Annotated in this window: 22 protein-coding genes; 8 read left to right on the forward strand and 14 right to left on the reverse strand. The window is 45.9% G+C overall.

From position 1 onward, the window contains the following. The 3 genes from mutL to NC99_RS08235 form a co-directional block, all read right to left on the reverse strand. Positions 1 to 1,325: DNA mismatch repair endonuclease MutL (gene mutL / locus NC99_RS08225; protein ID WP_053182094.1), on the reverse strand; the 1,325-nt coding region annotated here is incomplete at its 3' end. 9 nt (positions 1,326 to 1,334) lie between these two features. Next, positions 1,335 to 1,631 (reverse strand): hypothetical protein, encoded by a 297-nt coding sequence (locus NC99_RS08230; RefSeq protein WP_053182099.1) that lies wholly within the window; start codon positions 1,629 to 1,631, stop codon positions 1,335 to 1,337. 111 nt (positions 1,632 to 1,742) lie between these two features. Next, positions 1,743 to 2,540 carry an ion transporter gene (locus NC99_RS08235; protein ID WP_193391998.1) on the reverse strand — a complete coding sequence of 266 codons (798 nt, stop codon included), beginning with the start codon at positions 2,538 to 2,540 and terminating at the stop codon, positions 1,743 to 1,745. Positions 2,541 to 2,664: 124 nt separating this feature from the next. On the opposite strand from NC99_RS08235, the gene NC99_RS08240 reads away from it, so the two are divergent. After that, on the forward strand, positions 2,665 to 4,203 hold the full coding sequence (locus NC99_RS08240) for a YifB family Mg chelatase-like AAA ATPase (RefSeq protein WP_053182102.1): 1,539 nt from the start codon (positions 2,665 to 2,667) through the stop codon (positions 4,201 to 4,203). 6 nt (positions 4,204 to 4,209) lie between these two features. On the opposite strand, the gene NC99_RS08245 is transcribed toward NC99_RS08240, so the two are convergent. Continuing rightward, positions 4,210 to 4,875, reverse strand: a complete 666-nt coding sequence (locus NC99_RS08245; RefSeq protein WP_157624693.1) for a hypothetical protein — start codon at positions 4,873 to 4,875, stop codon at positions 4,210 to 4,212. Between the two features lie 257 nt (positions 4,876 to 5,132). Here NC99_RS08245 and NC99_RS08250 point away from each other — a divergent pair, with 257 nt between their 5' ends. Then, positions 5,133 to 6,629 carry an aldo/keto reductase gene (locus NC99_RS08250; RefSeq protein WP_053182108.1) on the forward strand — a complete coding sequence of 499 codons (1,497 nt, stop codon included), beginning with the start codon at positions 5,133 to 5,135 and terminating at the stop codon, positions 6,627 to 6,629. Positions 6,630 to 6,781: 152 nt separating this feature from the next. Beyond that, positions 6,782 to 7,435 (forward strand): inorganic pyrophosphatase, encoded by a 654-nt coding sequence (locus NC99_RS08255; protein ID WP_239684428.1) that lies wholly within the window; start codon positions 6,782 to 6,784, stop codon positions 7,433 to 7,435. A 150-nt stretch (positions 7,436 to 7,585) separates the two neighbouring features. Here NC99_RS08255 and NC99_RS08260 read toward each other — a convergent pair whose 3' ends face one another. The 5 genes from NC99_RS08260 to NC99_RS08285 all read right to left on the reverse strand — a co-directional run bounded on the left by NC99_RS08260 (position 7,586) and on the right by NC99_RS08285 (position 12,693). After that, positions 7,586 to 8,080 carry a dihydrofolate reductase gene (locus NC99_RS08260; protein ID WP_053182115.1) on the reverse strand — a complete coding sequence of 165 codons (495 nt, stop codon included), beginning with the start codon at positions 8,078 to 8,080 and terminating at the stop codon, positions 7,586 to 7,588. Between the two features lie 376 nt (positions 8,081 to 8,456). Continuing rightward, entirely contained in the window at positions 8,457 to 9,251 is a 795-nt protein-coding gene (locus NC99_RS08270) for a thymidylate synthase (RefSeq protein ID WP_053182120.1), read from the reverse strand. A 165-nt stretch (positions 9,252 to 9,416) separates the two neighbouring features. After that, positions 9,417 to 10,412, reverse strand: a complete 996-nt coding sequence (locus tag NC99_RS08275) for a substrate-binding domain-containing protein (RefSeq protein WP_053182124.1) — start codon at positions 10,410 to 10,412, stop codon at positions 9,417 to 9,419. 224 nt (positions 10,413 to 10,636) lie between these two features. Next, positions 10,637 to 12,094, reverse strand: coding sequence for a NupC/NupG family nucleoside CNT transporter (locus NC99_RS08280; RefSeq protein WP_053182127.1), 1,458 nt, complete (start codon positions 12,092 to 12,094; stop codon positions 10,637 to 10,639). 14 nt (positions 12,095 to 12,108) lie between these two features. Next, positions 12,109 to 12,693: a bifunctional nuclease family protein gene (locus tag NC99_RS08285; protein WP_053182130.1), complete on the reverse strand. Its 585-nt coding sequence runs from the start codon at positions 12,691 to 12,693 to the stop codon at positions 12,109 to 12,111. 266 nt (positions 12,694 to 12,959) lie between these two features. Here NC99_RS08285 and rplU point away from each other — a divergent pair, with 266 nt between their 5' ends. The 3 genes from rplU (at position 12,960) to serS (ending at position 14,933) form a co-directional block, all read left to right on the forward strand. Continuing rightward, positions 12,960 to 13,271 (forward strand): 50S ribosomal protein L21, encoded by a 312-nt coding sequence (rplU, locus tag NC99_RS08290; RefSeq protein ID WP_053182133.1) that lies wholly within the window; start codon positions 12,960 to 12,962, stop codon positions 13,269 to 13,271. A gap of 18 nt (positions 13,272 to 13,289) precedes the next feature. Next, positions 13,290 to 13,559 carry a 50S ribosomal protein L27 gene (rpmA, locus tag NC99_RS08295; RefSeq protein WP_053182136.1) on the forward strand — a complete coding sequence of 90 codons (270 nt, stop codon included), beginning with the start codon at positions 13,290 to 13,292 and terminating at the stop codon, positions 13,557 to 13,559. A 99-nt stretch (positions 13,560 to 13,658) separates the two neighbouring features. Continuing rightward, positions 13,659 to 14,933, forward strand: coding sequence for a serine--tRNA ligase (gene serS / locus NC99_RS08300; protein ID WP_053182139.1), 1,275 nt, complete (start codon positions 13,659 to 13,661; stop codon positions 14,931 to 14,933). A 91-nt stretch (positions 14,934 to 15,024) separates the two neighbouring features. Here the strand turns inward: serS and NC99_RS08305 are convergent, their stop codons facing one another. Continuing rightward, positions 15,025 to 15,567, reverse strand: a complete 543-nt coding sequence (locus tag NC99_RS08305) for a hydrolase (protein WP_053182142.1) — start codon at positions 15,565 to 15,567, stop codon at positions 15,025 to 15,027. A gap of 3 nt (positions 15,568 to 15,570) precedes the next feature. Beyond that, positions 15,571 to 16,191, reverse strand: coding sequence for an SIS domain-containing protein (locus NC99_RS08310; RefSeq protein WP_053182159.1), 621 nt, complete (start codon positions 16,189 to 16,191; stop codon positions 15,571 to 15,573). Between the two features lie 498 nt (positions 16,192 to 16,689). Between NC99_RS08310 and sucC the strand changes: the two genes are divergently transcribed. Both sucC and sucD read left to right on the forward strand, forming a co-directional pair. Next, positions 16,690 to 17,832, forward strand: coding sequence for an ADP-forming succinate--CoA ligase subunit beta (sucC, locus tag NC99_RS08315; protein WP_053182145.1), 1,143 nt, complete (start codon positions 16,690 to 16,692; stop codon positions 17,830 to 17,832). Between the two features lie 12 nt (positions 17,833 to 17,844). Next, positions 17,845 to 18,726, forward strand: a complete 882-nt coding sequence (gene sucD, locus NC99_RS08320; protein WP_053182147.1) for a succinate--CoA ligase subunit alpha — start codon at positions 17,845 to 17,847, stop codon at positions 18,724 to 18,726. 34 nt (positions 18,727 to 18,760) lie between these two features. Here the strand turns inward: sucD and NC99_RS08325 are convergent, their stop codons facing one another. From NC99_RS08325 to NC99_RS08335, 3 genes are all read right to left on the reverse strand, one after another. Next, the gene (locus tag NC99_RS08325; RefSeq protein WP_053182162.1) at positions 18,761 to 19,483 is read right to left on the reverse strand and encodes a type 1 glutamine amidotransferase; all 723 of its coding nucleotides are present in this window, start codon (positions 19,481 to 19,483) and stop codon (positions 18,761 to 18,763) included. A 67-nt stretch (positions 19,484 to 19,550) separates the two neighbouring features. Next, positions 19,551 to 20,408: a DUF4861 family protein gene (locus NC99_RS08330; protein WP_053182150.1), complete on the reverse strand. Its 858-nt coding sequence runs from the start codon at positions 20,406 to 20,408 to the stop codon at positions 19,551 to 19,553. A gap of 337 nt (positions 20,409 to 20,745) precedes the next feature. Next, a partial coding sequence (locus NC99_RS08335) for a T9SS type A sorting domain-containing protein (RefSeq protein ID WP_157624695.1) occupies positions 20,746 to 22,020 on the reverse strand: 1,275 nt, incomplete at its 5' end.

A 22,020-nucleotide genomic window follows, 5' to 3' on the forward strand; every position in this document is an offset into this window, starting at 1 on the left:
AGGATGTATTTGTTTTTAAACTGGATGAAGGTTTTTCCGGAGAAGATTTCGTCGTGCCTGATTTCGCCGGATGTTTCTTCCGGTTGCGAAGCCGGCAGCTCGTCAGCAGGTTCGTCCTTTTCAAAATCCTGGTACAGTTTTTCCCAGTATTGGGTTTGCGATTGATCGCGGGGAGATGAAGAATAGGCGCTGCCCCCTGCTTGTTTTTTATCCGATTCAAACGGGTTGTAGGTGGGATCGATTTTGATTTGTGGCGGGCGAATGTCGCCTGTATTTTTGGCGGCCACCGGAATATCGAGGCTGCCGGCCTGGTCAAAATCAATGGATGGAACCACATTGTGCTTTCCGAGCGATTCGCGCACGGTGGCTTTAATCATTTGCCAGATGGCCGACTCATTTTCAAACTTGATTTCTGTTTTGGTGGGGTGAATGTTGATGTCAATATTTTCAGGATTCACCTCGAAAAACAAAAAGTAGGACGGGATGCTGTCGGGCGGCAAAATCTTTTCATAAGCCTGCATGACGGCCTTGTGAAAAAAGGGATGCCGCATAAAACGTTTATTGACGAAGAAAAACTGTTCGCCAAAGGTTTTTCGGGCATGCTTGGGTTGACCGATGTAGCCGGTTATTTTCACCAGGCTGGTGTCGGTATTCACCGGAATCAGGTTTTGCGTACTGTGTTTACCAAACAACGCTACAATCCGCTTACGAGTGTTGTCCTGTCCCAACTCGTAAACTGTTTGCTGGTTGTGAATCAGCGAAAAGGCAATATCCGGATTGGCCAGCGCGACACGCTGCACTTCGTTGATGATATGCTTCAGTTCAGCCGCGTTTGATTTTAAAAACTTACGTCTTGCCGGGACATTGAAAAATAGGTTTTTCACTAAAAAATTAGTCCCGTTGGCACAACTGGTGGCCTCTTGTTTCAGCACGTTCGACCCGCTAATGTGAATCATGGTGCCAATTTCCTGATCGTGCTGCTTGGTGTGCAGTTCAACATCGGCAATGGCCGCGATGGACGCCAGCGCCTCGCCCCGGAAACCCATGGTGCGAATGGCAAACAGGTCATTCGCCGCTTTGATCTTTGAGGTGGCGTGTCGCTCAAAAGCCATGCGTGCATCGGTGTCCGACATGCCACAGCCATTGTCGCTCACCTGGATGAGCGTCCGTCCGGCATCTTTTAAATTGATTTTTATTTGCGATGCCCCGGCATCAATGGCATTTTCCACCAATTCCTTGACAACTGATGCCGGTCGTTGAATAACTTCACCGGCAGCAATTTGGTTGGCAACCGAATCGGGAAGGAGTTGAATGATATCTGACACAAAAGAGGTTTAAAATTTAAAAAACAGGTAAGCAGCAATCGATAAAATCACAATGAGTGTAATCAACCGGGTGTTGGAACGGCGCCTGGCTTCCGAAGCAGTTTTTGATGAGTTGCCCATGGCCTGACGAAACTGTCCGCGAATGTTGGGGCGGTAGTTCTTATTGAACTCTTTTTTTTCATGAATACCCAATTCTCTTTTAATCCGGTCCTCACGGTTTTGCATTTCTTCCTTTTCCGGATCGTAATACCTGAAAGGGATGCTGAAACGACGATGGCTGGGTAAATGAAAAAAATTCCCGATCATGATTTTAAATTATTGATTGACTCGCAAAATTACAAAAATCAAGCCAGACGATGAAGGGGCTGAGGGAAAAAGTAAGCGCTACGATTTTGCTTGAGAAATGCACAACACCACTTAATTGAGCTTCCCTCCGCACTTTTTACAAAACAACGCATCGTTTTCATGCTTGTCGTACAAACAATGCGGGCAAACCTGCGTATTCGTTTGGTTGGATGTCCGGATCATTTCGGCAGTTACAATGCCGGTAGGAACCGCAATGATGGCATAGCCCGCAATCATTAAAGCACTGGCCAGGAATTGCCCGGTTGGCGTTTGCGGTGAGATATCGCCGTAGCCAACAGTTGTCATGGTCACAATAGCCCAGTAGATGCTGGTTGGAATGCTGGTAAAGCCATTTTCGGGTCCTTCAATCAGGTACATTAAGGTGCCGACAATCAACACCACGTTAATCACAAAAAAAAGGAACACGAATATTTTTTCACGGCTGGCTTTCATGGCCATGGCCAGGTTTTTTCCGGCCATGGTATAACGGTTCAGTTTAAAGATCCGGAAGATCCGTAACAACCGAATGGCACGAATCACAGCCAGACTTTGACTGCCGACAAAAATCAGGCTAAGATAAGTTGGTACAACGGCCAGCAGATCAATAATGCCGTAAAAACTAGTCACGTACTTCAGTGGTCGTTTAACAACGAGAATCCGAACCAGGTACTCAATAGAAAAAATTCCCGTAATGACCCATTCCATAATTCGCAGCAAATCATGGTGCCTGGCATTGATTGACGGCACACTTTCGAGTACCACCAACAGGATGCTGATTAAAATAATGACCAGCAGAGTCACATCAAAAAGCTTCCCTTTTGGCGTATCCGCTTCAAAAATAATCTCATAAAGTTTCTGCTTCAGGGGCATATTTCTTTGGATTGAATTTGAGATTAAAGATAGAGAAAATGAACAACAGATTGAAAATTTGCAATTCAGTGTCAATCGTTGTAAATTTATGTTTTGTCTAAAGATAGGCCTAAATTCCACTTCTATGATGATTAAAACCTTTGCCGCAGCAGTTCATGGTATTGATGCCACCACGATAACTGTTGAAACCGATGTGACCCAAGGGATCAAATTTTTTTTGGTTGGCTTGCCCGATAGTGCTGTAAAAGAAAGCCAGCAACGGATTGAATCCGCACTTCGGCTCAATGATTTTAAGTGGCCTCGGAAAAAAATTGTGATCAACATGGCGCCGGCCGATATCCGGAAAGAGGGCTCGGCTTACGACTTGCCGCTGGCCGTGGCGGTTTTGGCGGCTTCGGAACAGCTGGCACCTGAAAAACTGGAAAGCTATTTGATGATGGGCGAGCTGTCGCTGGATGGCACTTTGCAACCGATTCGCGGAGCCCTGCCCATTGCAATTAAGGCACGCGAAGAAGGTTTTGAAGGCTTTATCCTGCCCAAGCAGAATGCGCGCGAGGCTGCTGTGGTCGATCAACTAAAAGTTTATGGTGTGGAAAACCTGAGCCAGGTGGTTGATTTTTTTAACGATCGGGTGGAGCTGGAGGAAACCATTGTGAATACCCGCGAAGAATTTTATAAGAAATTGAATCATACCGATTTGAATTTTTCAGATGTCAAAGGCCAGGAAAATGTCAAACGGGCACTGGAAATCTCTGCAGCCGGCGGACATAATGTCATCATGATTGGGCCGCCGGGAGCTGGTAAAACCATGCTGGCCAAGCGGATTCCAACCATTCTGCCACCCTTTACCTTGCACGAAGCGCTGGAAACGACCAAGATTCATTCAGTAGTTGGCAAGATTGATAAAGATACTTCGCTGATGACCGAACGCCCTTTTCGGAGTCCCCATCATACGATCTCGGACGTGGCGCTGGTCGGTGGCGGAACTTATCCGCAGCCGGGCGAAATTTCACTGGCCCATAATGGCGTGCTTTTTCTGGATGAATTGCCTGAGTTTAAGCGCACGGTGCTTGAGGTGATGCGTCAACCGCTTGAAGACCGGAAGATTACGATTTCCCGGGCGAAAATTTCGGTGGAATATCCGGCAAGTCTGATGTTGGTGGCTTCTATGAATCCCTGCCCCTGTGGCTATTACAATCATCCAACCAAAGAGTGTGTATGTGCTCCGGGCATGGTGCCAAAGTACCTGAATAAAATCTCCGGACCATTGCTCGACCGCATCGATATTCATTTGGAAGTGGTACCGGTACCCTTCAAAAAACTATCGGAGCTGGCCGAGACAGAAAACAGCGAGACGATTCGCGAGCGGGTGATCCGCGCCCGCGAGGTGCAATCGAAGCGATATAAGGGAATGGACGGTATTTTTTGTAATGCGCAAATGTCGTCGCGCCAAATTCGGGATTATGTGGAGTTGAATGATGCCAGTAATCTGTTGTTGAAAAACGCGATGGAAAAACTGGGGCTCTCGGCCCGTGCATACGACCGGATTTTGAGGGTGGCCCGAACCATTGCCGATCTCGAAAATTCGGATCAGGTTGAAGCGCATCACATTTCCGAGGCCATTCAATACCGCAGCCTGGACAGGGAAAATTGGGGGAGCTGATTTTCTTTAATAAATCGAATAGCCCAACATCAAGCTATTCAGTTGTTGCGGCTTGTAGTAAATCTTACGTTTATACTTTTTATACTTTTCCGAAACGTTGGATTCATTCAAAACATAAGAAGAAAACTCCATGACTTGATGGCCCAACCCGCGGGCAATGGCAATTTCGTCCACTTTTCGTTCCAGCTTTTTCCGGTAGGGGTGAAATAGGTAGCCGATGCCGGTGAACACTACTCCCATGGCGGTTTTTTCTTCGTAGTCGACGACATGAGCCAGCTCATGCCCAATAATTCCAACCTGGGCATTGAATGGAACGTCGCTCAGTAACAAGCCTTTCTCATTTTTCACGCTGGTGTCGATGAAAATTTTATATTTCCGGTTTTCCTTTTTTCTGAAAATGAAGTCCATTGCCGGTCGGGCAGCCATTGTTGTTTTAATGTCTTTCCGAACAAATTCAATTTCGATTCCTTTCAGATCGGGATAATAGCTCATGGCAATTTGTGCCTGGGTCTGGTAGCTGGCTTCAAGTACTTTGTGCTCGTAGTCTTCGTCATGCAATTGTGCCCGGTGAATATTAAAAGAATCACGGTAGAAAATTTGAATCGGATCCGGCCATAAGGCCCATGACTGGGATAAAAACAGACAAAAAAGCAGGGTCAATAAATATTTCATACGCGGTGAAACTAATGAATTCCGGTTACAGTTCCAAATCCCAAAATTGGTCGTATTGTGTTGATTGTTAATGATCATCACGGTGAATTGAACCTATGTTTTCCGGAAATAAAAGACGGCTTGGGCTGCGTGCTGCCACACTTTCCGGCGGTAATGGCCGGGCAGTTTTGATCATCTGGTTTCAAAATTAAAGCAAAGGCATCCGGATGAACAATTTCTATTTTTCGTCGTACCTTTAAGCAAAAAATTTGCAAATCATGAAACAGGACGAACCGTACAAACTCAACCGCCGTAATTTTATCCGCTTGTCGGCAGCAACAACTGCCGGAGCTAGCCTCCTTCCCCTCGATAGTTTTGCGCTGGATAAGCTTCCCGCTCCCATGAAACGGAAATTTGGCAAAATCGATTTTGAAGTCACCACACTTGGTTTGGGTGGTCAGGCGTCCATTCAGTGGACACCGGAAGATGTGGATCCCGTTCCGATTATCCTCAAGGCCTTTCAGATGGGAATTAATTATTACGATACCTCCAACTTGTACGGTCCAAGTCAAACAAATTTTGGCAAAGCTTTCCGAAAACTGAATCTGATTCCGGGTGAAGAGAGTTATGATGAGAAGCTGCGAAAGTCGATCTTTCTGACCACCAAAACACATATTCGCTGGGGAAACAACAAGTTTCCGGCAGATACCGACACCGTTCGCAACTGGACCAACGGCGATCATGGCATGGGAGCCATTGGCGATTTGAAGCGTTCGCTGTCTCAGCTTTTTGGCGATGGCCAAGGCAATTATCCCGAAGGAGCCTATGTGGATATGATTTTGGCGCACAACCTGAACTTTATGGAAGAAGTGGATGTGTTGTTCAAAGGTCTGGAAACACCGCTTGATCCCGACGGCGAGTTTGGCGCTTTTGTCGCCCTGCGCGATTATCGCGACGGAACCAATTTGACCGGACTCAACCCGAAGCATGAAAAGCTGGTCAAGCACATTGGCTTTTCCGGCCACTACAGCGCCCCGGTCATGATGGAGATGATTCAACGCGACCGTTTTGATTTACTGGATGCCATGCTGATTGCCATCAATGTAAACGACCGCCGCATGTTCAACATGCAGTACAACGCCATTCCGCTGGCCAAAGCAAAGAATATGGGAATTATTGCCATGAAAGTATTTGCTGATGGGGCCATGTATGATAAAGATGCCAAGTGGTCGAATGTTCCGGCTGATGTGGTGCGCAGGGTGGGAACCAAGGCCATTCCGAGCCGTCCGCTGGTCGAATATTCATTGACGACTCCCGGCGTACACACCGCCATTATTGGCATCGGCCAAATTGATGATGACCCGATGAAGTGCCAGTTGGTTCAGAATTTTTATGCCGCGCAAATCGGGCCGGATGAACTGTCGGAAACCGAACGGCGGGAACTGGAGGAGTTGGGCTTGAAAGCCAAAGATGGAAAAACCAATTATTTTCAGATTGAAAAACATGAGCTGAGTGCGCCCAATGATGTGCGTGTCGAGAAAGCCGGGACAGTGGCCGAAGTTTCCTGGCGCATGGCTTTTGCCGGCGACGAACCACTTAGTCATTACGAGCTTCTGAAAAATGGACAAAAGGTTTCAGAGTTGGAGCACAAACCCCTGGTGACCAAAGATAAAATGATTTATCGTTTTCCGGATAGCCAGCCCGGCGATCACTTTCAGGTGGTGGCAGTGGATCGAATTGGACGAAAGGCCTCCTCAGAGTCGCTAACAGCATAAAACCTTCGTTAATTTATAGGAAAGCCTGTTTGTTTGCCAGTCCATATCAAGCAGGTTTTTTAATTTTGCATAAAATGTGAAATCCTCAAAACATTTTGGATTCATCAAGGTTTTAGTTCTAAACTGATAATGAAAATCATATGGTTGATAAAATGTCTGATCCAATTGGCCGGCTAATGGGGCTGCGGTATAAATCACATCCCTGGCACGGGGTGTATATCGGCAAGGATGCCCCCGAGAAAGTGACTGCTTTTATTGAAGTGGTCCCAACCGATACGGTGAAGTACGAAATTGATAAGGACAGTGGTTATTTACGACTGGATCGTCCTCAAAAATATTCGAATGTGGTGCCTGCCTTGTATGGTTTTATTCCACAAACCTTTTGTGGTGATGAAGTCGGTGAATACTGCATGCAGAAAACCGGTAAAACCGGCATCAAGGGAGACGGCGACCCGATTGATGTATGTGTGTTGACGGAAAAAGACATTACGCACGGTGATATCTTGGTTGATGTCAGGCCTATCGGCGGTTTCCGAATGATTGATGGCAATGAGGCTGACGATAAAATCATCGCCATACTCAGCAACGATGTCGTGTATGAAGGTTATAAAGATGTTAAGGATCTTCCCCCGATTGTAATTGAACGATTGAAGCACTACTTCTTGACGTACAAGGATATGCCGGGAAAAGACAATGAAACGGAGATTACCCATACCTACGGGGCCGCGGAAGCCTTCGAAGTGATGATGCACGCTATTTCCGACTACCAAAAACGCTTCGACAACTTGGGGAAATTAATGTATTAGTCGGGACGATTAGCTTCTGGCCAATATCAAAAAAATGCTATTTGTAAAAGTCACGTGTGATTCCGTCAAAAGTCACGCGTGATTTCATGCAAAGTCACGCGTGGTTTTACTCAAAGTCACGCGTGACTTTTTTCAGGGCAAAGTGTTCGTTCACTTTCTTTCCAGATTGATGTAGGAATAATCAAACTTGTTTTTTTCATCATGAAAGTCTTCCCGGCTAATTTGCTCCCATTCAGCATAGTTAATTTCAGGGAAATAAACGTCGGCATCAAAGTCCTGGTGCACAACGGTTAGGTAAAGTTTGCTGGCCAACGGATAAAACTGCCGGTAAATCATTCCCCCGCCAATGATGAAGGCCTCGGTTTCATCTTTTACTTTTTCAATGGCTTCTTCAATCGACGAAACCACTTCACAGCCTTCAAAACAATCGTCAAGTTGATCACTGATCACAATGTGGCGTCGGTTGGGTAAAGGCCATTTGGGTAGCGACAGCAAGGTGTTGCGGCCCATAATAATGGTGTGCCCCGAAGTGATTTCCTTGAAATGTTTTAAGTCGTTGGGCAGATGAAACAGCAAGTCGTTGTTTTTGCCAATCGCGAAGTTTTGCGCAATGGCGACAATAATGGAAATATTTTTGTGAATCATGAAATTTTTATTTTCTCATTTAATGATGAATAATAACCGATATTTAGTCACAACGAAAAAAAACGAAAGACACAAAAAGAGATACGTCTTCGGCCTAACTTGTACAGCCTTTCCCGGTGCAACCGGTAGCTTTTGACGGAACTTGTCCGGCTTTTGACGGATTGAAAATTGCACTGCAAGTTTCTTTTCGTGTTTTTCGCGCATTTCGTTGTTTAATAAGCTATGAAAATGTTTTCGTACACCCCAAATGTCGCGGGCGATGCCAAGTTTTCCTGTCGCTTGTCTATGTATTGTACCCGCCGTGCTTTTTGTAGGGGCTGGTAAGTTTTTCGCAATAACTGCTACCGAGCGTGTTAAGTAAAACAAATTTTAATGGTTATACCGAAACTTTTCCTGGAATATGGGGATGCGCTTCGTAATTAATCAATTCAAAATCTTCAAACTTAAAATCAAAAATCGACTTTACATTGGGGTTGATTTTCATTTGTGGCAATTTCTTCGGAACGCGTGTTAGCTGAAGTTTTACCTGTTCCAGGTGGTTGAGGTAAATATGCACATCGCCACCAGTCCAAACAAATTCGCCGGGTTTTAGACCGGTCACCTGGGCCATCATCATGGTCAATAAGGCATAGGAAGCAATGTTGAATGGCACACCCAGAAATACATCGCAGCTTCGCTGGTAGAGCTGGCAACTTAGTTTGCCATCGGCCACGTAAAACTGAAACAGCAGGTGGCAGGGCGGCAGGTTCATTTGGTCAAGCTCGCCCACATTCCAGGCGCTCACGATCAGCCGGCGCGAGTTCGGATTGTTTTTGATGGCCTGCACCACTTCCGAAATCTGGTCAATGTGTTGGCCGTCGGGTGTTGGCCACGAACGCCATTGGTACCCGTATATGTGGCCCAGATTGCCATCCTCGTCGGCCCATTCATTCCAAATTCGAACGCCTTTTTCTTTCAGCGTGTTGTTGTTGGTGTCGCCATCTAAAAACCACAGTAATTCGTGAATGATGGATTTCAGGTGAAGCTTTTTTGTTGTTAATACCGGAAATCCTTCTTCGAGATTAAACCGCATTTGATGTCCGAAAACACTAATGGTTCCTGTGCCGGTGCGGTCTTCTTTTTTTACACCATTTTTGGTGACATGATCCAGTAAGTCAAGATATTGCTTCATGATAAATCCTTCAAAGGGGGTTTGGTATTGTCTCAAATTTTTGAAAGGTGAAAGTTAAGCTTTTTGCTTGAATGGGAAAGGCAAACTTATGAACATTCAGTTGGGAAACATAAAAAGAGCGCAGGCATAAAGGCCTGCGCTCTCCGTCAAATGACCGGTTCGATATCATTCAAATACTTCCTGCTCGGCAACAAAACCTTCAGAAATGACGGTCATTCTTACGTTTTGCTTATTGACAACCTGACCCTCCAGCAAGATGGCCGGAACCAACTGATGTCCGTTGTTAACCGTGAAACTCATATTGTCTGTCGGATTTTTTCCTTTCGCCAATTTGACTGCCGCTGCAGCAGCGTTGAAGGCCATCGATTCCAGCGGTTTGTACACGGTGATGGTTTGGTTTCCAAAGACAATATTTCGAATGGCGTTGATGTCGGCATCCTGGCCGGCAATCAGTACTTCGCCATCCATGTCGTGTTCATGCAGCGCCTCGATTGCACCGCTGGCCAATGCGTCATTTCCGGCAATAATCGCATCAATTTGTTCGCCTGCATCCAACAAGCCTTTAATGACCTCATAGCCTTTTTCCGGCTCCCATTCATCGACAAAACTGTTGGACAAAAGCTTGATGTCGCCTTTGTCAACCAAAGGTTGTAGTACATTCATCCAGCCCAGGTAAAGCTGAACCGAGTTGTTGTCTTTTGTTGGGCCGCCTATGAGTACATAGTTTCCTTCGGGCTTGGTTTTGGTCAGATATTCAGCCTGCTTTTCTCCAATCTGAATATTGTCCGTCGAAATATAGAAATCCAGGTCGCAGTCCCAAATGAGACGGTCGTACGCCAGCACCGGAATGTGGCTTTTTTTTGCAGTTTTGACAATGCCTGCCGCCACGGTTTTGTCAACCGGAATAATCACCAGTGCGTCAATACCTTCATTGAATAACTCGAGCGCCTGCTGAAACTGCACCGAAGCATCCGAATCAGCTACTTTAACAATGACTGACCCTCCCAATTCTTCAACTTTTTCGACAAAGAGGTCACGGTCTTTGGCCCATCTTTCCCGCTCTATGGTGTCCATCAAAAGCCCGATCACAGGCTTGCTGTCACAGCCAGGAAGCAGAAAGATCAATAAGAACAATCCGAATATTAAGTTGATGTTTTTCATAACAGAAAGTTTTTGAATGATTTTTTATATCATGTCTTACGTTAATAAAAACCTGATTGTTAGGTATTAAAAAACATGAAGTCGGATGTAACCTTTGAACCTTGTTTTGGCGTGGTGTGGAAGCGGCACAAGTTCAAATCGCTTTCGGTGATCGATCTGAAACGGCAAAGCTTTAGCCAGGTGTGACTAATCACGAATAAGTTTCGCCGCTAAATTTGGTGTTTCTATCCCAAAATCATCCCAATAATGGTGGCTGACATCAGGGACGCCAGCGTGCCGGCAATTAAGGCAGGCATGCCGTACTTGGACAGGGTGACCCGCTTGTTTGGAGCCAGTGCGCCAATGCCGCCAATCTGAATGCCGATGGATGCGAAGTTGGCAAAACCACAAAGAATATAGGTTGACATGATCACGGATTTGTAGTCGGCGAAAGCGCCGCCTGCTTTGAGCTCCGCTAGGCTGATGTAGCCAATGAACTCAGTGAGAATCAGCTTTTCGCCCAGCAGTCGGCCAACCAAAAGGATGTCTTGCTGACCGATGCCAATCAGCCACATGATCGGCGCGAACAGGTAGCCCATTAAAAACTGAAGGGAAAGTTCGTTGAATCGGCCGTCTGTTCCCTGGGCGATTAAGGTGTTTAAGCCGGTCCAGTCGCCAATTTTTCCAAAAGTGAAGTTGAACATGGCAATCAGGGCAAGAAAGGCCAGCAGCATGGCCCCCACGTTGACGGCCAGTTTTAGTCCTTCCGAAGTACCGTTGGTAATGGCATCGAGCACATTGCTGCCAATGCGGTCTTTGCTTACTTCAATGTCTTTGTTCACCGTGTCGGGGTTGGGCACCATGATTTTGGAGAAAATTACGGCGCCGGGTGCGGCCATCACGGAGGCTGTGAGCAGGTGTTTGGCAAATTCGAGCCGCAGTACCGGGTCGTTTCCACCAAGCATGCCAATGTAGGCGGCCAAAACCGCGCCTGCCAAGGTGGCCATGCCGCCGGTCATCACCAGCATGATTTCCGAATTGTTCATTTTGGGCAGATAAGCTTTGATCATCAGCGGAGATTCGGTTTGTCCGAGAAAAATATTACCGGCGACCGACAGTGCTTCAGCGCCCGATAATTTTAGCAGTTTGGTAAACACCCAAGCCAGCGCCCACACAATTTTCTGAATGATTCCCCAGTAAAACAACAGGCTGGTTAGAGCTGAAAAGAAAATGATTGTGGGCAAAATTTGAAAGGCGAAGATCATTCCGAACTGGTCGAAATCAACCAAGGTTCCAAAAAGAAATTCACTGCCCGCTTTCGTGAAATCCAGGATCTTGACGAAAATTTGCCCAAAAAAATCGAAGCCTGCCCGTATAAAAGGAACGTAAAGCACGCCCAGTGCCAGAACAATTTGGAAAATCAATCCGACGCCGACAGTTTTCCACGGAATATTTTTTCGGTCTTTAGATAGCAAGGCGCCAAGTCCAACCAGCACCAGCATGCCCAACAATCCCCGGAAAATGGTGCTGAAGCTAAAAGCCCGTTCACCGGAGCGATCGATTAAAATGTTGGATGTCGTGGATGAATCTTGCTGAATGAGGAGGGTGTCGCTGTTTGTTGGTTGTGTGCCGGCATAAGTCGAAAAGGACAGGGTAATCAACAGGCAGCAGATGCCCAGCACGAGGATTGGGAGTTTGTTCATTTTCCGACGGGTGTTTATTTTTTGCGACGGTTTAACTCATCTCGGATCTTCGAGGCTCGCTCGTAATTTTCATTGCTGACGGCCTCATTCAGCATTTCCTTTAGCTCATTTTCGTTGTAACTTTCAAACTCGCTTTTTGAACCCGGCGTACCCGATCGATCCTCAAATTCAACGGGGCTGTCACCTTCACTGTCCATCACAATGCCAGCCTTATTGAGAATATCCTCGTTGGTATAAATCGGACATTTAAAACGAAGCGCCAACGCAACGGCATCCGAAGTTCGCGAATCAATTCGGATTTCGTCTTCGCCCAGGGCACAAACCAATTCGGAATAAAAAATACCTTCTTCCAACTTGTAAATCACAACTTCGGAAATATTAATATCGAACGCAAAGGCCAGGTTTTTAAACAAATCGTGCGTTAAGGGGCGCGGAGGTTTTAAGCCCTCCAGCTGAATGGCAATCGACTGGGCTTCAACTGGTCCGATGATAATAGGAATCCGGCGGTCCCCATTTTCTTCGGCCAAAACCAAAGCATAGGCACCTGATTGTGTTTGACTGACTGAGAGTCCAAGAATATTTAGCTTTTTCTTCTGCATAAAAATAGAACATCAGCAATGAATGCAAGCAAATATAACAATAGTTTTAGTGTTTCATTAAATTTCAGACCTGTTTCTCAAATCCTCATGGCATTGAAATGATCGATCACAATTGTAATTCAATTACACTCAGGAAAAAAGATCATTGAATCTTTGCTTGTCATTAAAAAATATCTACTTTTGCAGTCCGAAGTTTTCGAGCAGGCTCTAAAAAGTGAGATGATACCCTATTTCCGCCTGCCGGAGGTAATTATAAAAGATAGAACATGTACGCTATTGTAGAAATTGCAGGACAGCAGTTTAAAGTAGAGAAGGACAAAAAGATTTTTGTTCACCGCCTTCAGGAAGAAGAAGGTGCAAGTGTTGAGTTTCAAAACGTTCTTTTGGTCGAAAATGATGGAAATATCCAGGTTGGAACACCAAAGGTTGACGGTGCTAAGGTGAGTGCGAAAGTACTGGAGCACATGAAAGGTGACAAAGTAATCATCTTCAAAAAGAAAAGAAGAAAAGGTTACAAGAAGAAAAACGGTCACCGTCAGTATTTGACTCAGATTCAGATTGAAGAAATTATTGGATAACCCTAAAAACATTAGACCATGGCTCATAAGAAAGGTGTCGGTAGTTCGAAAAACGGACGCGAATCGGAAAGTAAACGACTTGGTGTAAAAATTTACGGCGGTCAGGTTTGCAAAGCTGGGAACATTATTGTTCGTCAGCGTGGAACTTCTCATCATCCTGATAATAATGTTGGTATGGGAAAAGATCATACATTATTTGCATTGATTGATGGAACTGTTGTTTTCAGAAAGAAAAGAGACAACAGATCGTATATTTCTGTTGAACCCATTGTGGCAGCAGAAAACTAAGCGATTTTATGATATGTTTAGGAGAATCTCCTGTCTTGGTTAAGGCAGGAGATTTTTTATTTTATAACTTTGCCCCACAAAATTTAAACCTGTTCAGAAATGCTCAATTTACGTTTTATCCAGGAAAACCCGGACTTGGTTGTTGAAAAGTTGAAGAAGAAGAATTTTGATGCTTCAGCCATCGTTACACAGATTAGTGATTTGTACAAATCAAAGAACGAAATTCAGGTGAAAGCCGATCAGTTTAAGGCGGAGATGAACCAGCTTTCGCGCGAGATTGGGCAGCTGTTTCGCGAAGGGAAACAAGCCGAAGCCAACCAGGCAAAAGAAAGAACGTCGGAACTGAAAGAAAGCATCAAACAACTGGATGACGATTTTGCTAAAATTGACGAACAGGTTTATGAGTTGCAGGTACAACTTCCCAACCTGCCAGCCGATGTGGTGCCTGCCGGTAAAACGCCTCAAGACAATGAAGTGGTGAAAACCGGCGGTGAGACTCCGGTGTTGGAAGCTACAAAATTGCCGCACTGGGAATTGGCTGAAAAATACGATTTGATCGATTTTGAATTGGGTGTAAAACTGACGGGAGCCGGATTTCCGGTTTACAAAGGCAAAGGTTCGCGGTTTCAGCGGGCGCTCATCAATTTCTTTTTGGATGAAGCGCAAGAAGCCGGTTATCTCGAAATTCAGCCACCGCTGATGGTCAACGAAGACAGCGGCTTTGGCACCGGCCAGTTGCCCGACAAGGAAGGACAAATGTACCATGTGACGGAAGATAATTTGTACCTGATTCCAACCGCCGAAGTGCCGGTCACCAATTTATACCGCGATGTGATTTTGGATGCCAAACAGCTTCCTGTCAAGAATACGGCTTACAGTGCCTGTTTTCGCCGCGAGGCTGGTTCGTACGGAAAAGATGTGCGCGGGCTGAACCGTTTGCACCAGTTTGACAAAGTGGAAGTGGTGCAGGTAGCCCACCCCGATAAAAGCTATGAGGTGCTGGAGGAGATGGTAGCCCACGTCGAAAGGCTGGTGCAAAAGTTGGGTCTGCCGTATCGTATCCTCCGTTTGTGTGGCGGCGACATGAGTTTTACCTCGGCGCTGACTTACGATTTTGAAGTCTTCTCAGCCGGGCAGGAGCAATGGCTCGAGGTCAGTTCTGTGTCCAACTTTGAGTCGTTTCAGGCCAATCGGCTGAAGTTGCGTTTCCGCGAAGAAGGCCAGAAGAAGCCGCAAATTGCGCATACCCTGAATGGTAGCGCGCTCGCATTGCCACGCATTGTTGCAGCCTTGCTCGAAAACAATCAAACGCCTGATGGGATTAAAGTGCCGGACGTGTTGGTTCCTTATTGCGGATTTGACTTGATCAATTAAGCAAGCCAATTTTTGCATTCATCAAAAAAAGGCCGAAGAAACATGCTGATTTTCTTCGGCCTTTTAGACTCGTATCTTTTTTGACGTAGAGTTACTTGACCAGCTTTGAGATCGCCCGAAACTCCTCGGCTGCTGACGATCGGGTCAATTCAAACAAAATCGATTCATACGAAGTCATCATAATGCCTTCGTGGCGAAAACGCTCGGCGGCCAGATCCACATTGTCCAGCGAGCGCGACGAAACACAATCCATGACCACCACCGGATTGTATCCAGTTTCTTTGAGGTCGATGGCGGTTTGCAGTACACAAACATGGCTTTCAATTCCGCAGATAATGATGTTTTGAGCACCATTGAGTTTCAGTTGCTCGCGAACCGAAGTTTCATCGCAACAGCTGAACGCTCGTTTTTCAATCGGGCTAAAGTTAGGTATGATCGAACTGATTTCGGTGATGGTCTCGCCCAAACCTTTGGTGTACTGTTGTGTCACCAACAATGGAATGCTCAAGGTTTGCAATCCTTCAACCAGAATTTGGCAATTATTCACCAACGTTTCATTGTCGGCCATTGCCGGCACTAGTCTTTCCTGAATGTCAACAACCAATCCAATCGTATTTTCTCGAGTAATTCGCATGGTTTATTTTTTAGTTTGAAGAAGACGAGCCTGGGTTCGTGATTTATCACCCAAATAGCCGCCATGGTGACGCTTGGCGTAGTCTTCATTTGTAAATCCAATTTTCTTCATCATCAGCACCACCAGCACATCCCCAATGACGGTCATCGTGGTTGTTGAGGTGCTGGGTGTGAGGCCGAGCGTACAAACCTCGTCCGGATTGCCGGTAAACAAGACCGCGTTTGCCAGTTTGGCCAGGTCACTATCCGGATTTCCGGTAATCACCACAATCGGCAGATTTTCATATAGGTTGTCAGCCAAATTTACCAGCTCCAGAATCTCGCGGGTTTTACCGGAGTTCGAAATCAGCAACAAAACATCGTTGGGTTGAATGACACCCAGATCGCCATGTTGCGCATCGCTGGGATGCAGAAAAACGGCTGGCGTTCCGGTCGAACTGAAAGTGGTGGCGATATTTAAGGCAATTTGGCCGGCTTTGCCCATGCCACTGGCCACTAGCTTGCCTTTATTTTGGTGAACCCGCTCTTCGATCAGCCGCACGGCTGCTTCGTACTGGTCGCTTACAGGAATGTTGGCAATGGCCTGGGCTTCCTGTTTAATGAGTTGAGTAACTTCGTCTTTCATCGGTTGTTTAATTATACTGAAGGCTATATTAAGCGATTGTGTCAACTTCAAATTGTGGATTGAAGTGAAATATTCGCGCCCAAAATTACGGTAATTTTTAGCTTTTGCCAATGTGCATGGCTATTTTAAGCGGGAAAGTTAATTTGGGTTAAAACGGTGACCTGCCGATGCAGCAAAACACTTCTTGGTCTCAGTCCTGCCGGTCTAAAAGCAGCACTTTCTATTCTGAACAAATATCAGCGGGCAAGATTCAATGGTTGACTGGAGGAATTTTTTAAAAAAAGAACTTGTCTGGTTGAAGGTCGCGCAGAACGGACTTTGGGCGCATTTGCAATCGATTGCAGTTAAATGGAATATTTGGACAAACAATTCGGTAAAACGGCTGTTCATATGTTATAAAATAGGACAGGGTACAGTATAAATTACTTCCAGACCTATAGATATTTTGATACATTTATACCGAACTAGAATTTTCTAACCTTTTTTAATAAATAATTTATGAAGATACACGAATATCAAGCCAAGGAAATCTTCAAGAAATACGGCCTTCCGGTACCGAACGATGTGCTTTGTCATTCGGTAGAGGAAGTAGAAAAAGCAATGGCAAAGAAAGAGGGCATGGTTGTCGTAAAAGCGCAGGTGCTCGTTGGAGGACGGGGAAAAGCCGGTGGAGTGAAATTAGCTAAAACAAAGCAGGAAGCGCTTGATGCAGCCAGCCAAATCTTAGGCATGGACATCAAAGGGCTGACTGTCGAGAAAATTTTGCTAGCCGATGCGGTTGACATTGAAAAGGAGTTTTATGTCGGGTTGATTAACGACCGGAACACCAAGTCGGTAACCCTGATGGCCAGTGCCGAAGGGGGGGTGGAAATTGAAGAAGTAGCAAAAAATACGCCCGAGCTCATTCATAAGTTTCCGATTGATCCGCTAACCGGCTTGCTGGATTTTCAAGCTCGCGAAATCGGCATGCAGCTATTTGGCGATGTAAAGCTAGCCAGAAAGGCTGCCGACATGCTGCAAAAACTGTACACCTTGTTTGTGGAAACCGATGCGACGATTGCCGAGATTAACCCTTTGGTGTTGACGCCTGACAAAAAAATATGGGCGATTGACGGCAAGATGAACTTTGATGACAATGCCCTGTATCGTCAACCTGAGATTGAAGCGATGCGTGAAGCAGATGAAGATGAGCTGAAAGAAATTGATGCTCATGAGAAAGGTTTGTCGTATGTGAAGTTGGATGGAAACATCGGATGCATGGTAAATGGTGCCGGACTGGCCATGGCCACCATGGACATGATTAAGCTGTATGGTGGCGAGCCGGCGAACTTCCTGGATATTGGGGGAAGTTCAAACCCGCAAAAAGTGGTGGACGCCATGAATATCCTGATTTCAGATAAGAATGTGAATGCCGTGATGATCAATATTTTTGGTGGAATCACGCGTTGCGATGATGTAGCCCGTGGATTGATTGAGGCGCTGGACACGATCAAGTCGGATATGCCGATTGTGGTGCGCTTGTCGGGAACCAACGCCGATGAAGGCCTGGCTCTGCTAAAAGACAAGGGATTGCCAACGGTGCAAACCATGAGCGAAGCCGCTCAGAAAGCCATTGAGTTAAGTCGAGTTCAGGAATCATAAAAATCGAAAAAAATGAGTATTCTCGTAAATAAAAATACAAAACTGCTGGTGCAGGGAATTACAGGCCGCGACGGACAATTTCATGCTGGCCGGATGAAAGCATATGGAACCAATATTGTTGCCGGAACTTCGCCGGGTAAAGGCGGGCAGGAGGTTGACGGAATCCCTGTTTTTGATACTGCTGCTGAGGCTGTAAAGAAAACCGGGGCCAACACCTCCATCATTTTTGTGCCGGCAGCCTTTGCTGCTGATGCCATTTTGGAAGCGTCGTACGCCGGAATTGAGTTAGTGATTGCTATTTCCGAAGGTGTCCCCATTCAGGATATGATCCGCGTCAATTCAATCATTAAGCGAAACGGAACCAAACTGATTGGTCCGAACTGCCCCGGATTGATCACGCCCGATGAGGCGTTGATCGGCATTTTGCCGGGAATGATTTTCAAAAAAGGAAATATTGGATTGATTTCGCGAAGCGGAACTTTAACTTACGAAGTGGTCAATATGTTGACCATGAACGAGATGGGGCAAAGTACGGTGGTGGGTATTGGCGGTGACCCGGTTGCCGGGCTGTACTACATCGATTTACTTGAAATGTATGAAAATGATCCGGAAACGGAAGCTGTTGTGTTGATTGGTGAAATTGGTGGCGATGCCGAGGAGCAAGCGGCCGAGTATATTGCCAAGCATATGACCAAGCCCGTGGTTTCGTTTATCGCCGGGCAGACTGCTCCCCCCGGAAAACGGATGGGACATGCCGGTGCGATCATCTCCAGTGGCTCGGGAACGGCCGAAGAGAAAATTAAAGCTTTTGCCAAAGCCAATGTGCCGGTAGCCAAGGAGCCTTCTGAAATTCCAGGATTGCTAAAAGAAAAGTTGGCCAAGGCCAACGCATAAAACAAAAAATCCCGCTGCCAAGCGGGATTTTTTGTTACCCTAATTTTGATTGCGAGCGTTCATCAAGTTTGTTGAGCAGCGCAATGAGCAGCTCGTTGTTCTTGGTCACGGAAGTCTGGTCGGCCAATATTTGCTGTTTCGATTGCACGTAGGTGTTTGTGATCAGGTCGCTTTCGCCAGCTTCAAGCATGTCGTGCAATGAGTCGGGCGTTATTTCCAAATGAAACTGTAACCCTAAAACCGTATCGGAATACGCAAAAGCCTGGTTCGCGCACGCCGCCGAAAGTGCCAGGTGAGTTGCATCCTCTGGCAGCTTGTAGGTGTCGCCATGCCAATGAAAGACTTTAAACGTTTCCGGCGCTCCATCAAAAAGAAAATGGCGCTTTCCTTCCGGGGTGAGTTGCACCTCAAACCAGCCGATTTCCTTTTGGTCGTTGCTGAAGATTTTTGTCCCCAGGGCGCTGGCAATAAGTTGCGAACCCAGACAAATGCCAAGAACGGTTTTGTTAGCGAATATTGCTTTTTCAATGAAGTTCTTTTCTGCTTTTAACCACGGATATTGATCAAAGTCGTAAACACCCATCGGGCCTCCCATTACGATCAGCCAGTCAAACTGGTCGAGTGCTGGCAATTGATACTGATCTTCATAAAAGTGGGTGTAAGTCAAATGGTGCTGCTTTTCCTTGATCCAGCTTTCAATGTATCCCAGGCCTTCAAACGGAACGTGCTGAAGACAGTGAATCCTTTGCTTTTTCATGTTATTCATGGATGTTTTGGAGGTGCGAAGTCAAAAAAAAAAACCTGCATCAAGCAGGATTTGAAGTTTATCGATTTTCAAGATATTCCACGAAATCTTCCATATTGTCGAAATCCTTTTCTTTTTCGCAGGCTGATGTAATCCAGGTGGACAGGTAGTTGGTTGGTTGCGAAATCAAGATGTATTCCGTATCCGCTTTTTGTGTTTGGATGAAATCAGTCGGATCATACAAGATCGCTGCTCCGATATTCAGTTGAAAAGCGGCAACATCTTCGGGATGCAAACCCCAGGTAGCCAAATAACCATCGCCTTCTTTGGTGGCTGTTCCTTCGTGGTAATTGATGCCAGTGGTAAATTGAACGGGATTGGAGCTAAAAGCAAAAGCTTCGACCTTGGCCTCGCGCATTCCCGAGTAGACGGTTACCCGAACCAGCACGTCAATGCTGTCACCTTTGTAGGGCACATTTTCCGACAACATTTCCATGTACGACTGATTGGCTTCTTTTTTAACACGAGCTGTCCGCTTGCTCACGGGGTTGAGTAAAACAACTTGCTCGCCGTCCCACAGGCGGACGCCTCCGAGTCCCACCGTTTGTCCGGCTTTATACTGATCGGCTCCCCAGCCTTCTTCTTGCTGCTCGGATGTTGGATACCATTTGGCCACGTCCAGTTCGAGCTGTGGTTTGGTTTTATTGTATACATCGATGGCTACTTTGTGATCAAAATAAAGTCGCAAAGCCAGCCATTCATTTTCCACGGCTGGCCCGTGATGCCCAACTTTTTGGTATAAATCGCCAACCTCTGATTCAATCGAACTGACTTGTTGCGGATCGTCTTTCCAAAATAAACTAACATCGGTCTTGTTCTGCGCAGTTGCTTGCAAACCCATGAGTGCAGCAAAAAATAAGGCGAATAATGTTTTCATAATATATTGTTGATTGTCGATTTGAATAACAAAGATAAAAATATAGCCGATGAATTTGCATCTATGCGAAGAGAACGCTTCGTAGTTGCTGATATCGGATTGGATTCGGATATTTATTGGCGGTGAAACCGGGACATGCCATTTCAAAGGATTGAGCTTTTTGACGACCTCGAATTCTAGATTGTCTATTCAAATCTTAAAAATTAGAAGAGGCTGATTCAAATTGAATTCAGCCTCTTCGTTTTGGGTTGGTCTAACTACTGTGACCCGAGTTTACCTGGTTTTATTCAGCTTGTATTTGCATGTATTCAAACAAGTTTTTTAGTGCATTGTCTTGCTATTTTTTATAAATGATGCGACCTGTTTGAACGCTTTGGTTGATAGTCAGCCTGTAAATCAACATGCCGGGTGTTTCATATACAGGAGTATAATCAATCCTGTTCAGCACGCCTTTTTCAACCGGGCCATCAAGCAATGTTGCTACCTTTTGACCAAGTAGGTTGCTGATTTCAAGCGTTGCATGCGCATTGCTGTGGGTTTTGAATTCGAAAGTTACTGTCTCGCTGAAAGGATTCGGGTAAACTTTCAAATTGGTAGACTTCAAGCCCAATGTAGTGACCGATTCAGATTCTGGACTTACAGAAGCTGAAGCCGTACAAGCAATCGTATTGTTGTTGCTGTCGCTGTCAGCCATTGGATCAGGCGTGTAGCCATCTATATAACATCCAACCCCGTGAACGATTACCCAAACATCACCAGATACATCGGCAAAGTCAACGGAATAGCTGGTAGCCATATCCATCATGTCTCCATGGATATATTGTCCCGGAGCAACAGTAGGGCTACCATTTTTCTTCATCGCGTACCATTCACAGCCAACATTAACGTGTGCTTCAGTCAAGTAATAATCACCATGCATGTCATAGTCAACCGTCAATGTACCACCTATGGTGTAGGTTATTGTAACCATTCCAACAGGCTCGGTAATTGCACTGCAATCTGGGTTGCCTGCATACAATGGCATATAGTAAACAGTATCACCCACCTCGGGCTGTTCGATGAAGTTGCTCCATCCCCAGTTGCTGTAACCTTCATTCAAGAAACATTTAACGTCAGCAACAGCATCACCAGGTTCAAGTTCTTCCGGATTACTGAATGCGTAAACGGTATTACATACCGGGTTACATGGAGGAATCGTGAAGGTACAGGTGGCTGAATCACTTGAACAGATGTCGCTCACTCTCAGTGTGAATGGAACTTCGTAACCATCAACCATATTACCGAAGTTTCTCCAGTCAAGAGCCATCAACTCATCCCAGTTGGTTGTTAATGGTTCGCAACCACCACCATAGCTAAATCCATCTTTCCAAGCCTGGAATTCAATATCCAGTTGCTCTCCGGTTAGACAAGCATCTGAGGCAGATGATGTAGAACTATTTTCCGGACTGCAACTTGCCCAAACGGGGTCAGGAGCTGTGAGTTTGAAGGTACCATCAGCGGTTAAGGTATCACAAAGGTCTTCAATTGTGAAGTTGATGCGAACCTCTCCTCCGGAACAAATATCAGGTGCAACATAAGCACTCAGGTCAGGCAACATTGCGTCGCAACCACC

Source organism: Sunxiuqinia dokdonensis (assembly GCF_001270965.1).
In the GTDB taxonomy this organism is placed as follows: domain Bacteria; phylum Bacteroidota; class Bacteroidia; order Bacteroidales; family Prolixibacteraceae; genus Sunxiuqinia; species Sunxiuqinia dokdonensis.

Coding starts and splice junctions, on each gene's coding strand:
- sucD (WP_053182147.1), top strand. CDS start 17,845: ATGAGTATTCTCGTAAATAAAAATACAAAACTGCTGGTGCAGGGAATT.
- NC99_RS08285 (WP_053182130.1), bottom strand. CDS start 12,693: ATGCAGAAGAAAAAGCTAAATATTCTTGGACTCTCAGTCAGTCAAACA.
- NC99_RS08240 (WP_053182102.1), top strand. CDS start 2,665: ATGATGATTAAAACCTTTGCCGCAGCAGTTCATGGTATTGATGCCACC.
- rplU (WP_053182133.1), top strand. CDS start 12,960: ATGTACGCTATTGTAGAAATTGCAGGACAGCAGTTTAAAGTAGAGAAG.
- NC99_RS08275 (WP_053182124.1), bottom strand. CDS start 10,412: ATGAAAAACATCAACTTAATATTCGGATTGTTCTTATTGATCTTTCTG.
- NC99_RS08260 (WP_053182115.1), bottom strand. CDS start 8,080: ATGATTCACAAAAATATTTCCATTATTGTCGCCATTGCGCAAAACTTC.
- NC99_RS08230 (WP_053182099.1), bottom strand. CDS start 1,631: ATGATCGGGAATTTTTTTCATTTACCCAGCCATCGTCGTTTCAGCATC.
- NC99_RS08255 (WP_239684428.1), top strand. CDS start 6,782: ATGTCTGATCCAATTGGCCGGCTAATGGGGCTGCGGTATAAATCACAT.
- NC99_RS08270 (WP_053182120.1), bottom strand. CDS start 9,251: ATGAAGCAATATCTTGACTTACTGGATCATGTCACCAAAAATGGTGTA.
- sucC (WP_053182145.1), top strand. CDS start 16,690: ATGAAGATACACGAATATCAAGCCAAGGAAATCTTCAAGAAATACGGC.
- NC99_RS08280 (WP_053182127.1), bottom strand. CDS start 12,094: ATGAACAAACTCCCAATCCTCGTGCTGGGCATCTGCTGCCTGTTGATT.
- NC99_RS08235 (WP_193391998.1), bottom strand. CDS start 2,540: ATGCCCCTGAAGCAGAAACTTTATGAGATTATTTTTGAAGCGGATACG.
- NC99_RS08250 (WP_053182108.1), top strand. CDS start 5,133: ATGAAACAGGACGAACCGTACAAACTCAACCGCCGTAATTTTATCCGC.
- NC99_RS08325 (WP_053182162.1), bottom strand. CDS start 19,483: ATGAAAAAGCAAAGGATTCACTGTCTTCAGCACGTTCCGTTTGAAGGC.
- NC99_RS08245 (WP_157624693.1), bottom strand. CDS start 4,875: ATGAAATATTTATTGACCCTGCTTTTTTGTCTGTTTTTATCCCAGTCA.
- serS (WP_053182139.1), top strand. CDS start 13,659: ATGCTCAATTTACGTTTTATCCAGGAAAACCCGGACTTGGTTGTTGAA.
- NC99_RS08330 (WP_053182150.1), bottom strand. CDS start 20,408: ATGAAAACATTATTCGCCTTATTTTTTGCTGCACTCATGGGTTTGCAA.
- NC99_RS08305 (WP_053182142.1), bottom strand. CDS start 15,567: ATGCGAATTACTCGAGAAAATACGATTGGATTGGTTGTTGACATTCAG.
- NC99_RS08310 (WP_053182159.1), bottom strand. CDS start 16,191: ATGAAAGACGAAGTTACTCAACTCATTAAACAGGAAGCCCAGGCCATT.
- rpmA (WP_053182136.1), top strand. CDS start 13,290: ATGGCTCATAAGAAAGGTGTCGGTAGTTCGAAAAACGGACGCGAATCG.